10 protein-coding genes and 1 tRNA gene are annotated in these 14,435 nt (G+C 39.5%); 4 read left to right on the forward strand and 7 right to left on the reverse strand.

Going from position 1 to position 14,435, the window contains the following annotated elements; translation table 11 throughout:
- Window positions 1-76 precede the first annotated feature (76 nt).
- Complete coding sequence (locus DW019_RS06835) at window positions 77-6,616, forward strand: InlB B-repeat-containing protein (protein WP_182431059.1); 6,540 nt, start codon at window positions 77-79, stop codon at window positions 6,614-6,616.
- 457 nt (window positions 6,617-7,073) lie between these two features.
- Here DW019_RS06835 and DW019_RS06845 read toward each other — a convergent pair whose 3' ends face one another.
- From DW019_RS06845 to DW019_RS06855, 3 genes are read right to left on the reverse strand one after another with little or no spacing between them, the layout of a single operon-like run.
- Window positions 7,074-7,892 carry a DUF4097 family beta strand repeat-containing protein gene (locus tag DW019_RS06845; protein ID WP_118442927.1) on the reverse strand — a complete coding sequence of 273 codons (819 nt, stop codon included), beginning with the start codon at window positions 7,890-7,892 and terminating at the stop codon, window positions 7,074-7,076.
- 12 nt (window positions 7,893-7,904) lie between these two features.
- A complete protein-coding gene (locus DW019_RS06850; RefSeq protein ID WP_118442928.1) occupies window positions 7,905-8,573 on the reverse strand; it encodes a permease prefix domain 1-containing protein in 669 nt (222 codons plus the stop codon).
- A gap of 35 nt (window positions 8,574-8,608) precedes the next feature.
- On the reverse strand, window positions 8,609-8,959 hold the full coding sequence (locus tag DW019_RS06855; RefSeq protein ID WP_022377758.1) for a PadR family transcriptional regulator: 351 nt from the start codon (window positions 8,957-8,959) through the stop codon (window positions 8,609-8,611).
- Window positions 8,960-9,125: 166 nt separating this feature from the next.
- Between DW019_RS06855 and DW019_RS06860 the strand changes: the two genes are divergently transcribed.
- The 3 genes from DW019_RS06860 to DW019_RS06870 are packed head-to-tail and all read left to right on the forward strand — an operon-like array spanning window position 9,126 to window position 12,890.
- The gene (locus DW019_RS06860; protein WP_118442929.1) at window positions 9,126-9,932 is read left to right on the forward strand and encodes a dihydrofolate reductase; all 807 of its coding nucleotides are present in this window, start codon (window positions 9,126-9,128) and stop codon (window positions 9,930-9,932) included.
- On the forward strand, window positions 9,904-11,328 hold the full coding sequence (locus DW019_RS06865; RefSeq protein ID WP_243024116.1) for an MATE family efflux transporter: 1,425 nt from the start codon (window positions 9,904-9,906) through the stop codon (window positions 11,326-11,328). Before DW019_RS06860 ends, DW019_RS06865 begins: the two co-directional genes overlap by 29 nt.
- A 14-nt stretch (window positions 11,329-11,342) precedes the next feature.
- Entirely contained in the window at window positions 11,343-12,890 is a 1,548-nt protein-coding gene (locus DW019_RS06870) for a sodium-dependent transporter (RefSeq protein ID WP_118442930.1), read from the forward strand.
- Between the two features lie 3 nt (window positions 12,891-12,893).
- Here the strand turns inward: DW019_RS06870 and DW019_RS06875 are convergent.
- The 4 genes from DW019_RS06875 to DW019_RS06890 all read right to left on the reverse strand — a co-directional run bounded on the left by DW019_RS06875 (window position 12,894) and on the right by DW019_RS06890 (window position 14,299).
- Window positions 12,894-12,964, reverse strand: a tRNA-Gly gene (locus tag DW019_RS06875).
- Between the two features lie 94 nt (window positions 12,965-13,058).
- A complete protein-coding gene (locus DW019_RS06880) occupies window positions 13,059-13,550 on the reverse strand; it encodes a hypothetical protein (protein WP_118442931.1) in 492 nt (163 codons plus the stop codon).
- Between the two features lie 19 nt (window positions 13,551-13,569).
- The gene (locus tag DW019_RS06885; protein ID WP_118442932.1) at window positions 13,570-13,947 is read right to left on the reverse strand and encodes a DUF6120 family protein; all 378 of its coding nucleotides are present in this window, start codon (window positions 13,945-13,947) and stop codon (window positions 13,570-13,572) included.
- On the reverse strand, window positions 13,940-14,299 hold the full coding sequence (locus DW019_RS06890) for a PadR family transcriptional regulator (protein WP_117477809.1): 360 nt from the start codon (window positions 14,297-14,299) through the stop codon (window positions 13,940-13,942). The genes DW019_RS06885 and DW019_RS06890 overlap by 8 nt, the downstream gene beginning before the upstream one ends.
- Between the last annotated feature and the right edge of the window lie 136 nt (window positions 14,300-14,435).

The raw sequence follows: 14,435 nt of genomic DNA on the forward strand, positions 1-14,435 counted from the left end.
TAACATAAATGTAATTTTTGGGAAAAACAATATTTCCTATTGGCACTAGCAGGCTTAGTATGATTGGAGGATGTTTATGAAGAAAAAAACAAGAAAAAGGAGTTTGTGTTTGCTGCTTGCAGCGGCACTTCTTCTGACTTCGATACCGTTTGATATGACAACGTCGTCGAAGGCGGAGGAGAAAGGAACTGTTGTCAGAGATGGTGAGTACACCACTGGTATTTTTGCCGGTGAATATGGAATTGACCAGCTTTTTGATTATGTTATGATGACAAGCATATTAAAGGGTCTGCCATATGATGCATCCTGGGGAACAGCGAATGCTTCTACCGGCCATCAGTTTACAAAGAGTATGATGGCGGACAGACATTTTGTATTAAAGTATTCCGGAGATTCAAATTATCCGCTTGCTTTATGCCTTTATGAGGATGATGGCACACCGGTAGTGAGCAGCCGAAACAAAGGGTTAAAGTCATCTTCAAAAATAGGTCTTAGTACCAATGTGTGTCTTACCACCACAGCATCTACTTATATGAAAAAAAATTATACGGATGGAATCGAAGGTGTAATGGCGCTTTGCAGTATGGGCGAGGCAGATTCCAAAGGACTCTATTTTAAGAGTAAGAACGGATTTGGATATTATTTAAGTGGCAGCCAGGGGCGCGATGTTGGGGAGAAAATTGTTTGGGAAGATGATGCCAATACATCGGTTACAATGGATAAACTTGCTGAAATGACAGGATATTCTTCTAACAGTCTGGAGTCCGGCCAGTATGCGGTTATGTATAATTCCGAAGGCGGGCAGCAGGTACTTGATATGCCGGAGGAGCAGACAAAAGAAAAAGATGTTGATCTTACGCTTTCTGAGAATGTTCCAACAAGAAAAGGATACCGTTTTATAGAATGGAACACAAAAGAAGATGGTTCAGGAACTTCCTATGATCCAGGGGCAACGTATTCTAAAAATCAGGTAGTGACTTTGTATGCCATTTGGTACAGATATTATGAAGAAGGATTGTTTGGTGCAAAGTTAAGTAAGGATCAGATTCTTGATGTTATTACCAGTACAAACATGATAAACGGATATGGTTATGATGCTTCTTGGGGAACAGCAGATGCATCCACGGGTCATCAGTTTAAAAGTACCCAGTTAAAAGACCGGTATTTTGTATTCCGCTATAGTGGCGACGATAATTATCCGGTTTCGCTTTATATGTACGAAGCCGATGGTACGCCGGTAACCAGATCTGAATCGAAAAATCTTTACGCATCTTCCTTGATTGGCGATGAGAATAATGTCTGCCTTACAGAGGACGGCTATGATTATATGGAGGCCGCATACGATGATGGAATAAAAGGTCTTGTGTGTCAGGGAGAAGTTACCCAGTATGATGAAAATGGTGTAACTTTTGAGAGTATCAACGGGTTTGGCTATTATGTATCCATTAACCGAGGATATAAAAAAGGAGATTATATCAATTGGAACGAACCGGAATATGGTGCGGATGTTGACGAATTAGATTCCATTGACACTTTTGCAGATGCAGAAATGTATGACGGTGAGTATGCCATTATTTATAACGAAAATACCAGTGATTTGGTAAAAGATTTCCCTTCTACACAGAAGAAGGAAGATTTGTATGCATTCATTATAACAACGCAAAAGCCAACAAGAAAAGGATATGTGTTTAACGGATGGAATACAAAGAAAGACGGAAGCGGACAGGAGTATGCGGCTGGTTCCAGATATAGTGGCACAGGTGTTCTCACGCTTTACGCAACATGGAAGGAAGAAGAAAAAGCTGCACTTGAAATTTATGAAAATGGCGAGAAAGTGGACCAAAGTTATTTGATGTCCAATGAGGATGCAGTTGATAAAATAGTGAAGGATGCAAAAGATTCCAATGAATTTTATGCAAAACTCAATGAAATCAATCTCGTACATACTTTTGAGGTAAAAGGTGGATATGCAGCGGATGATGTGTATAAGGCAGTTGCTTCGGATGCAAGTGTAGCGTCCTGCGAGATGAATGGAAACATTCTCACACTGACAGGAAAAAAGGATGGATTTACTTACGTTACGGTAACCGATGAAACCAGCGGACAGATTTATCGAATGAGTGTTGACGTAAAGACTTTGGCAAATAAATTGTATATTATCCGTCCAATTACAGACAACAACTATAAAGATTACCTTACGGATATTGGAAAAGTAGGATGTAATGTCAGCGGCGGAGATGCAGATAAAGTCGAGTGGACGACAGAGAATGATAAGGCAGAAAGTATCAAACAGCTTTCCAACGGCGATTGTATTGTATGGAAACCGACACAGGATGATGTTTCGGTCGGTGTGAAATATGGACTTAGTAAAAGTGATATTTCCATAAAAGACATGTCAAGTGGTGAAACGTCAGGTGCATATCCGATTAACAATTGTCAGGTTTCCTCAAAATATATGCAGAACATAACGTTATCGGATGCAACAGGAAAAGGAAAAGAAAGCAAATTTACAATTAAGGCATATTTGCTCGATGATAAGGGAAAAGAAATTGCGAAGGATACGCAGACTTTTGAAAAAAATCTGGTCGATAATCCGTATTCAACAGAGGTTACATTTTCCAATGTAAAACAACTCGATAATGCGGAAGTGCTTCTTGAAATTACGACAGAGAACAATACTTACGAGCCAAAACTTGTGAGATATTCTGTATTTTCGGATGGGCAGCAGGTCAGTGGTGGTACCAAAGTGCAGCTTAACAGCAAATCAGACGGTGTCACAGATAACAATATTGTTTATGTCACAGATGAAAATGGAAAAGATATCAATAGTTTATTGATTGATAAAAATGAGACGAAAAAAATTGTTGTAAACTCATGTGCAGCCACAGGCCATCTTATTGAGATAAAAACGTCCGGCAGAGAATTGAGTGCCGCAAAAGAAGAAACTACATATTATGACGGTATGGTAAATGAGTGGAAAAAATCTGTTTTTGAGATTGACAGTAAAAGTACCTCAACAGGAAGACATTCGGTTGAAGTTATTGTAAAGGATAGCAAAAAGAATATATTGTCAACGCAGACAACGCCATTTACAATAGCCAATGTCACAGACCTACCATCACCGGAAAAACCATCCAGTATTAATTTTGTGGGTGATTTGGAAACACCAACATTATCTGCCGGAAAAGTCATTAACCGAACATTAAAGTTTAACCTGCCAAAAGTTTTGCCGATGAAGGTAAGTTTTCAGGATACCGATGACCCATTCAAGAAATCATTTATGATTGCTATTGGCAATGCCGGTCTTGATGAAAATAATATTGTGGCAGCAGTAACAGAAACCATTAATGATTTAAAAGATAATAAACTGACAAAAACATTATCCGGTTATGCGTTTGGTAATGCGGACTTTATCGACGGTAAATGGGTTATGACCTATACCGGAGGCGGAATTGCCGGAAACATTCAGTATGAATTTAGTTTTAATAACAACGTAGTCGTTGGATTTGTTCCATTGTATTATGGAATGAAAGTTGGATGCAGTGCAAACATTGATGCGCTGGTTTCAGGTGGAAACTCTTACCATAACCAGTTTGTCGGACTTGATTTCAGCACAAACAACCTGAAACTGACCAGCCAGTATAATTTTGTAACTGATATTCTTGTTGGAGTAAAAGGATACGTCGGTGCCAGTGGCGGTGTTGGATTTGACGGTAAAGTAGTAAAATTAAAATTTGGTGTAGAGGGTAACCTTTCGGTTGAATATAATCACCGTGTCGTGATTTTCAAGGACCTTGACAAAACAAAAACATATGACGGCGGATACTTGAATTTCTCTGGTGATATTGGATTGTATTTTGAATTTAAGCTGTTATTTATAAAATACAAGAAAAAAATTGTAGGAACCGGATTTAACAAAGGCAGAAGTTACCGAGATTGGGAGAAATTCCCTGTTGGCAGACCAAACTTGTTAGAGTTTGCCGGTATGAAAACAAAATCAAAATCATCACTTCTGAAAATTGCGCCAAAGGCGGATGAAGACTGGATGAATTATATCAATCCATATATAACACCTGTTGCAGCAGAAGATGGTAAAAGCATGGCGATGGTGTATACCGAAAATCTGGAAGATTTGGGAACCATTAATCCGGCGGTAAGTGAATATGATGGAGCAAAATGGTCGGATCCGAAAGTTATGACTGACTGGCGGACAAAAGGCGAGAATCAGACGGTGAACGCGATTGATTATGCCAAAGATGACAAGTTAGAAGTGTTAGCTTTTGATGCGGTAACTTATGATTCGGCGATGGAAAATAGCGATGACATTTCAAGCAGCCAGTTTAATACAAGTGCCAATTCCAGTGAAATTCACGTGTATGTGAATGGAAAGCACACCAAACTCACAGATAATCAGGCAGCAGATACTGCACCGGTAGTTTCCGTAAAAAATGGAAAGGCAATGGTTGTATGGCAGTCCGATACTTATAATCTTGAGTCAATGGATGAAAGTGCTGTCAAAGACGATATGCAGGGAGAGAAGAAATTGTACTTCAGTTTCTATGACGGTACAAAATGGTCCGACCCGGCGTGCTTAGAAAGCGGAGAAATCAAAGGTGTTCAGGCATACGATATGGATATGTCGGATGATGGAACTGCTATGATTCTTGCCAGCATGGGAAGTTCCGATTTACTTAAAAATCGTGAATTGTATTCTTATGTGATTGATAATGGACAGGTGAAAAGTGTAAACCGTGTAACTTGTAATGAAGCGGGAGAAACGCAGCCTAGAGTAAAATATGTAACAGACAATGACGGCATGTTCTTGACCGCATGGCAGCAGTCAGAATACAAGGGCGAGGAAACAAGCAAAGTATATGTAAAAATTCAGGGATATAATATGAGCGGAAGCGCAAATGATTTCTCCCTTGATGACAATGGCGAAGTGGCAGAAAACTTTGATTTCGCAAAGGGCGGCGACACCATTGATGATAGTGCGGTTTACTGGTACTCAATTGGCGATGATTCGCTGAATCATACTTATGTAAAATACATAAATAAAAAGGATAGTACCTTATCAACAAAATATGAAATGAACAGCACCTCATCAGAAAGTGAAAGCATGGTAGGAAATACCGTAACTAAAGAGGGTGATTCATTCTCGGTTGTATCCTGCGCACAGCCACAAAAACAAAATAGCGGTTCAAATGAAGATGAGGAGCAGCCGGCACGATTGATATTTGCTAAAAAACAGATTAAGAATGAGCTTAGAAATGAAACTGCCAATGCATTTGACCAGAATATTGTTCCGGAAAGCAATGTGAATGTAACCATTTCATTTACAAATGCAGGACGAAAAGCACTGGAAAATGTGACAATTAAAAATAATGGAAATGTAGTTTATGACAATTATCCAATCTCACTGAAAAGCGGTGAAAGCGGACAGATTCAGTTTACCTATTCGTTAGGCAAGACATTAAAGAACGAAGAATTTGATATTGAGGCAGACAATGGTGCAAAAGCGGTGGCAAAACTTACGCTTCTTGGTGCTGACCTTGTCGTATCAAATCCGGAAGTGACATCGACATTGTCCGGTGGCGAGAGAGTCATGCAGGCAGTTATCAGTAACGCAGGTACGACTGCAATGAATGAAAATGACAGTGTGCGCATTGACTATTCAATGGCAGACCAAAAGAATGTAAAGGTAAATCCGATTTCAGCCGGAGCAAAATGGGATAGTAACAAAAAACAGATTGTAGTTTCCGGTAAAGAAGCCATCGAGGCAGTGAATAAAGGAGAGTACATTCTTCAGTTTGGTTATAAACCAACATTCAAAGACGATGCGGATGCAATTGCTTTGTCGATGAATGTGGCTGCTTATGGCAGTGACGGTGCTATGGATGAATTAAACGTGGTAGATAACAGTTCTTCATTTAGTATCATCAAACCGTCTAAGCTTTATGATACACAGCTGGTTTGTGATGCAATTATTGAAAATGGAAAGATAATTGCAGTTAAGGTTACGAATCAGTATGAAACCGCAATTAAAAAAGGTGTTAAGATATCCAATGGAACAAGCAGCAAACAAATCAATGTTGCGTTAAATGGCGAGGAAAGCAAAACATATCCTGTGGAACTTGCTGTTTCAGGCTCCATTGAGTACACATTAAAAGACTACAATGCTAGCGAAAGCACAGCGAAACCAACCGCAACACCTGCACCAACGAAGAAGCCGGCGGTGACACCTGTTCCAACAAAGAAACCGACAGCAACGAAAAAGCCGGCAGCGACAAAAACTCCGGCAGCGACAAAAACGCCGGCTCCTAAAATTACAGTCGGCAAAGCAACCATTAAATCACTTAAGAATAAAGCGAAAAAGAAAATGGTTGTTACCATTAAGGCAGTAAAAGGTGCGTCCGGATATAAAGTTATGTATGCAACAAATAAGAAGTTTAAAAAAGCAAAAACGAAATGGACTTCTGCGAAAAAGGTAACAATTTCCCGCCTGAAAAAAGGCAAGACATATTATGTTAAAGTAATTGCGTACAAAAAAGGAAAGGGTGCTGTTAAGGTATTTGGTAAAGCAAGTAAGGTAAAGAAAGTAAAGATTAAGAAGTAGGATTATGTGAAATTTTTTAGTTTCCGTAAATCAGTAGAAAAACTTTGCGTCTTTTGGGTGCAAAGTTTTTCTGTTGATTTATTGGAAGCTAAAAGATAACGAGCATTTGATATAATCGAATTGTTTAAATATACTGGGAGGTGATTTTATGCAATGCCCATATTGCAATTGCGAAATGGAGAAAGGCATAATTAATCAGGACAGATATCCATTAAAGTGGAAATCGGAAGGACCTAATGCTAAAAAAATAAAGCTCACAAGTTTTTTGGAAAAAACATATGTGGAAGCTTATTTGTGTAATAACTGCAATAAGTTAATTATTGATATCTGAAAATGAAATCATGGGGAATACCTCCAAACAACGCTTTTTTCTTGATTTCAAGAAAAAGCGTTGTTTCGGAACTGAAGGTTCAGTTTGCGCGCGGCAAGTATTTGGTTGGAAACTAAAAATATCACATCACCCCACTGGCAAAATCTCAACATCCCCGCTGACGGTGTCAAAATCATAGCGGTTAATGCCCGAGCCACAGACAAACTTATCATCTTTTTTAGTTCCGGCAAAACTACAAGTTAAATCTCCGGAAACGGAATCGTTTTCTGCCTCGAATTCAGAGTTACTTGGAATCGAAACCGAAATGTCACCACTGACGCTTTCCATGTCAATTTTCTGCGGTGTGACGGATGAGGTAATACGGCAGTCGCCACTCACGCTTTCACTGTCAATTCGTTCTGCACTTCCATTAAAAGTAAGGTTTCCGCTTACGGTATCAAGATAAAAATCTTTTGTAGAAAGACCGTTAATTGTAGTGTCGGCACTTACTACATCGCCGGAAATCTCCGATAAATTGGAAGCGAGTGAACGTGGAATCAAAATCTCTAAGTTCTTCCTGCCTAAGCTGTGGAAGAAGGAGAAGAAGCTGCCGCTTTCCCGGTAGCGGACATCTAAAGTTCCATCGTGATAATAATAATGTGCTTTGTCACTGTCGGATAGGTCGCTCGCACCATCTTCACGAATCTGAATAACATTTCCGTCATAAACATCAACTTTTACGGAGCCGCTTACCCAGTCGATGGAAAGACTGGATAGTTCGGATGCAGATATATCAGCATTTCCCACCTGATACAAATCGGCATTGTCATAGCTGGAAAAAGAGCCAAATATCGGAAAGTTGCGGAAGGTGTTGCCAAGAATCCCCACAATTAAAATACCGATGAGGGCGAGCGTCAAAATGCCAAGTACAATAATCTTTATCCAGAGGGCAGTTTTCTTTTTCATAGTCGATCCCTCCTAATTTGCTTTCAGCTCGAAAACAGCTTTGATAATGGATTCAAGCGCGGCACCGATTAAGAAGATGACCCATGAAATGTGCCATGCCATAGTAGTAAAACTAATCACAAAGTACAAGGCGGTAATGAATACCCACAAAGCACTTTTAATGGCGCGCATTGCCTGCTTATTCGTGTCATTTTTACTCTGCCACTCTTTGAAATCTTCCATAAAAGTATCGTCCATTTTCGTGTAGCGCGGTTTTGTCATGGAATTGTAAATAATAATTCCGGTTGCGATGGCAATAAAAACAAAAAGACCACAAGCACCAATGGCGTCCGGCAGATGCAGACTGTCTGTAATAATTGGCGGTGTAACACACAAAATATAAAGCATGATGGCGATGGAAATGCGGATGGCTGATTTTTTACGCCATGCCATATAATTTTCCGAGTCCATTTGGTTTGGCGTCTGGGACGAATCTTTCAGGGAAGCAAGAAGTTCATCCAAATCACCAATACTTGCAATGGCAATGTTGTAAGCGGCTTCCTCTGATTTTCCCTCTGCCACAAGGTCGTGGTATTTGTCCACGATATTTTGCAAAATTTCTTCTTTTACTTCAACTGCTTTTTTTGTATTTGGAACATCCTGAAATAAATGGTCCATGTAAGCTCGTAATTTGTTCTCCATAAAATCCTCCTTATAAAATAGATTGTGCCATTTCATTATACTTGTTTGGGATTTGACGGTTCCGAATGAATCAAAACGTCAATAAATCCCTTTGCAATCTCCCATTCGCTGCATAACTTCCGGTAGGCATTGCGGCCTTCCGGTGTAATGGTATAATAGCGTCTTCTGGCACCGGTATTTTCATTTCCCCAGTAAGAACAGATGTAACCGGCTTCTTCAAGCCGCCGGAATGCGGTATATAAAGTAGCTTCTTTTAGTTCATACTCATTTTGCGTAAGTTCCTGAATCCGTTTATTAATCTTATATCCGTAACTGTCCTCCTGCAAAAGCTGGGCGAGAATGATGGTATCGGTATGTCCTCGAATCAAGTCCGATGCAATTGACATGAACAATCCTCCCTTCATGTTTTGTTAGTGTTATTAAATCATAATATACCTCGTCTGTCAAGGTATATTGAAAATATAAGTACATTTGTCACGATACTTGACAAATGTCATGCGATGCGATAGGGTGAGAGAATATGATGATACAGTTAGAGAGAAGGGGTAACCGATGATAGCGATTATTGTGGCGATGAGTGAGAACCGGGTGATTGGCAGAGAGGGAAAAATACCGTGGGACTTGCCGGAGGATAGAAAAAAATTTCAAATGCTGACGATGGGAAATGCTATTGTGATGGGACGCCGCACGTATGATGAAATTGGGCATCCGTTGCCTGGGCGGATGACGTATCTTTTGTCCGGCACGAAAAAGGTTGAACTGGAAAACTGCCATACGGTGCAAAGTTTAGAAGAAGTATGGGAAAAAGAAAAAAACACCGGGCGGGACATCTTTATCTGCGGCGGGGCGTCGGTATATGAAGAAGCGCTTAGGAATACCGATAAAATATATGTAACGAAACTTTTGGAAAAGGTAGAAGGAGACACTTTTTTTCCTATGTTTTCGGAGGAAGAATTTGTGGAAAAAAGCTGTGAAATTTTAGTGCCTCAAAAGGCTGTTTTTTATGAATATGAGCGAGTGCAAAAAAAGGGTAAATTTATGCTTTCCACACTGAAAGATTTGTGGTATGATGGTAAAATGGTTACGAAAGAGAAACAGTTGCGGATTTTCGATGAAAAAAGCGGTAAATGGGAAGTTTTTTCTCCGGTGATTTTTCAAAATTGTATGCGGCCGGACGAGATTACGATTTATCCGCTTACGATTACTTTACTCGCTGAAGATAGAATACAGATTACGACAAAATATCAGCAGAAGGAAGTCGATTTGAAAGATAAGGAAATCGAAGTATGCGAATGGGAAGCGAAAATTCATAAAGTGGAATGTATGCATTGTGAAAACTGCGGCAGATGCGGCTGGTAGATGGGAAGAACTAAGAGGTGCAAAAGAAGTGAAAAATCAAACGATTTACAAAAGGGCATTGAAGCTTGCGATTCCGATGATGATACAAAATGGTATTACCAACATGGTCGGGTTAATTGATAATGTGATGGTTGGTAGCATTGGAACAGAAGCGATGACGGCTGTCTCGATTGTCGGACAGCTTATTTTTGTTTTTAATCTTGCTATTTTCGGAGGAATATCGGGGCCCGGTATCTATGCTGCCCAGTATTATGGACAGGGAAATGAAGAGGGATTCCGTAATGCGGTCCGCATGAAAATGTGGATTTGCGGGATTTGTATTATAGCCGGACTTTTACTCTTTTTGCTGGCGGGAGAGAATTTGATTGGTCTTTATCTTCACGGTGAAAGCCAAGTTGTGAATGCGTCGCTTACGATGTCTTATGCAAAAGAATATCTCGCAATTATGTTATTTACTTTTGTTCCGTTTGGCGTGACGCAGATTTATGCGAGCAGTCTGAGAGAGACCGGAGAAAGTATAAAGCCGATGGTAGCAGGCATTGCATCTGTGGTTATTGATGTGGTATTTAACTATTTTCTTATTTATGGAAAATTTGGATTCCCTGAGCTTGGAGTGAGGGGAGCAGCAATTGCTACTTTGATGGCGCGTGTGGTTGAGATGTTAGTCGTGGTTATCTGGACGCACTGCAAAAAGAAGGAAATTACATTTATCAATGGATTGTACCGGACGCTTCTTGTGCCGAAGGCAATTATGGGAGAAATGATAAAAAAAGGACTTCCTATTTTCTTAAACGAGTTTTTGTGGGCGGGCAGCATTGCGGCGTTGACACAGTGCTATTCGACACGGGGCTTGGAGATTGTGGCAGGACTTCAGATTTCTAATGCCATTTGCAACCTTTTAAATGTTGTATTTATTTCTCTCGGCTCCGCCGTTGGTATTTTGAGCGGTCAGACACTCGGAGCGGGCGAATACGACAAGGCAAAGAAAAATGCATACTCACTGATGAAATTTGCGGGTGTGATTTGTGTGGGACTTACAATACTTTTAGTTTCCATTTCGGGAGTTTTTCCGAATTTGTATGATACAACGAGCCAGGTGCGAAATTACGGAACGTGGTTTATTATTATCACGGCATTGTTTTTCCCGGTACAGGGTGTTTTAAATGCTCTTTATTTTACCGTCCGTTCCGGGGGAAAAACATTTATCACGTTTTTGTTTGACAGTGTGTATTCGTGGGTTGTACCGCTTCCGATTGCGGCGGTATTATGCTACTACACAGGTCTTCCCATTCTGGGCGTATATGCGATTGTACAGGCAGCAGATTTAATCAAACTTGCTGTGGGATATATCCTGATTCAAAAGGGAGTCTGGATTAGTAATATTGTAGAGGATTAGAAAAGGAGATTGTTATGAAACATGAAAAAAGGTCAAAGTGGTCATCACAGGCAACATTTATTTTAGCGGCGATTGGTTCCGCCGTTGGACTTGGAAATGCGTGGCGCTTTCCGGGACTTGCCGCAAAGCACGGAGGCGGAACATATTTGTTAATTTACTTAGTTGCGCTGTTTGTTGTCGGAATTCCACTTCTGATGATGGAGGTTTCCGTTGCACGTAAATTCCACCGCGGTGCCGGCGAAAGTATGCGGGGAATTAATAAAAAGACAGAGTTTATCGGATGGGCAGCAACATCAAATGCATTTGTTATTTCTACCTATTATGCAGTTGTTTTCGCATGGGTAATTTTGATGACGGTATGCTCGGTAAAATTTGCCGGTATGACAGGAGATGTAAATGCGGCGCAGAATCTTTTTGCCGATGTAACACAGACAACATGGGATATCAAAGGTTTTAGTATTCCGATTCCGGTACTGCTTTCTGTTATCGTGGCTTGGGCAGCGATTTACTATTGTATCCGAAATGGTGCAAGCAGTGTGGGTAAAGTTGTAAAGTATACCGTATTTCTTCCGGTTATTCTGCTTGTCATTATGGCAATCAAGGGATGTACAATGTCGGGTGCCGGTGAAGGTCTTCGGATGTTTTTCATTCCAAGCATGAGTGCTTTTGAAGATCCAAGTTTGTGGATTGATGCCATTGGACAGGTATTTTACAGTTTATCGATTATGATGGCAATTATGTTTGCATATGGTTCTTATCTTGGCGAGTCGGCAAATGTGGCGAAAGACTGTGTAATTATTGCGCTTTCGGATGCCGCAGTCAGCGTTTTGTCAGGTATCGTTATGTTTTCCACAATGGGTGGTGTTGGGATGCTTGATTCGATTACGGATTCCGGAATTGCAACAGCATTTATCGTATACCCGCAGGCAATTGTAAATCTTACGGACATTGGCTGGTTTAATGCCTTGTTTGGTGCTATTTTCTACCTGATGTTAGTAACGCTTGCGATTGATTCAGCCTTTTCGATTATCGAGGGTGTGTCGGCATCGGTGGCAGATAAGTTCCATTTGAATCCAAAGAAGGTGACACGGTGGGCCTGTGTAATCAGTGCAATTATTTCTTTATTATACGCGACACGTGCCGGTGTAGCATGGCTTGACATTGTGGATAATTGGACAAATCAGATTAACTTGATTGTAATCGGAATTTTGGAATGTATTGCAGTTGGCTGGTGCTTTCAGATTGATAAAGTGTGGCAGCAGATTAATCGAAATACAAAGAAATTTAAAATGCCTCGTATGTGGATTCGTCTTGCGATTCGTTACATTGCGCCAGCGACATTATTGATTTTGTTTGTGTGGAATCTGTACGTTTTGTTTGTGCAGAAAGGCGGTCATTATGGTTATGCTCTGTGGGCAGAGTGCCTTGCCGGATGGCTTGTATCGGCGCTTGTGTTTGCGAGCGGATTTATTCTCAAATTAATTGTGAGACATAAAAAGAAACACGGGTTTGTTGAAGATGAAATCGTGTGGGAAGAAAACGACCCGGAAGTTGAAAAATAAAAAAGCAGATGACGGGAATCGAACCCGCCTCTCCAGCTTGGGAAGCTGGCGTTCTACCGATGAACTACATCTGCCTAAGTGTGGCGACAGGAGAAATCCTGCCGCCTTTTCTATTTTAACTTGAAATATTTAATCTGTCAATTTTTCTTCATGACAGAGGGATATAAATTAGGATACGATACCATTACTATTACAGGAAATGGTAACAGATTTTGTGAATTTTTTTTGGACATTGTTATCTGAATGAACTGCAACTGCCGTTGCGGTTGCGGAAGAGCCTCTTTTGCTTGAAGTAACAGTTTTAATTTTCCATGCGGAGGAAGGGCATGTTGTACTATGGGAATAAGAGGTACATTTAGATGTGCGACCGTTATACGTGAATGTGGCCTTAATTGATACAGACCAAAGTGTTAAACCATTTTTGCTCTTATATTTGGAGGTCTTTGTTTTTGTTATGGACTTTGATGAAGAAAGGTAGGAAATATTATTAGAAAATGCAGGTGTACCAGTAATAATGGTTTCAAGATAGTCTCCATTTTCTAATAAATAAATCTGTTTTGACGATGTGAAGCTGGCGGCCTGACTTTTTCTAGATAAGATAGAAAAAGAAAAACAAATAAAAAGTGTAACAAATAATAATCTTGTTGTAAAATTTTTCATAGCTATAATTCCCCCGTATTTAATCTGTAATTTCAGTTTCTTCGAAATAAATAGATTCGCGTTCAAAAACTTTATATGCACAGTAACTGTCGATACTATATACTGTTACGGCGATTAATGCAATCAAGAGAAATATGGCGATTCCTCTTTTTAACCATTTGGAAAGTTGTATTCTTTTAACAAAATCATTGATATCAATATTTGAAAAATAGGTATTGGAAATTTCACTTGGACGTCCGAAGTCCTGATATAAATCATCTATCGAGAATACTTCTTTTTCTAGGCAGTAGTCATTAATTTGTTCCGAAAGTTTTTTTAGATGCCGTCGTTCCGGTTTTCCCATAATCGGAAAGAATGATTTTACTTCCTTCAAGTAGCGCTGTTTCAATTTACTCATTTAGATTGCCTCCCAAAAAATTAATTATGTGATTTACACCGTCAATCATGTTATTATAATTAGCTGTAATTTTTGTGAGATACTCTTTCCCGGTTTCTTCTAGATGGTAGTATACTCGTGTTCTTTTTTTCCCCACAAGTTTTGAGTATTCACTTATCAGATTTTCGTTTTCTAATTTATAGGTGACCGTGTAAATGGTATTAAGAGAAATAGATAGTAAATGTTCGGAATTATTGTTAATCATTTTTTGAATTTCGTAAACATAACTATCTTGTTGCTCTAAAATTTTAAGTACCAATAATTCTGTAATTCCGGTAATAAGGTTATTTTTGTATGCCATTTTTTCCTCCATAGCACCCACCTTGCATATCCATAATATCATATTATGTTTAAATTTTCAATATTACGGTGTAAAAAATATTGTTGACAAAAATAATTAGATATATTAATATAATAATAAAGTTTTATAAAATTAATAAAATCTTATG

Source organism: Clostridium sp. AF37-5, from assembly GCF_003477605.1.
Classification (GTDB): domain Bacteria; phylum Bacillota; class Clostridia; order Lachnospirales; family Lachnospiraceae; genus Eubacterium_F.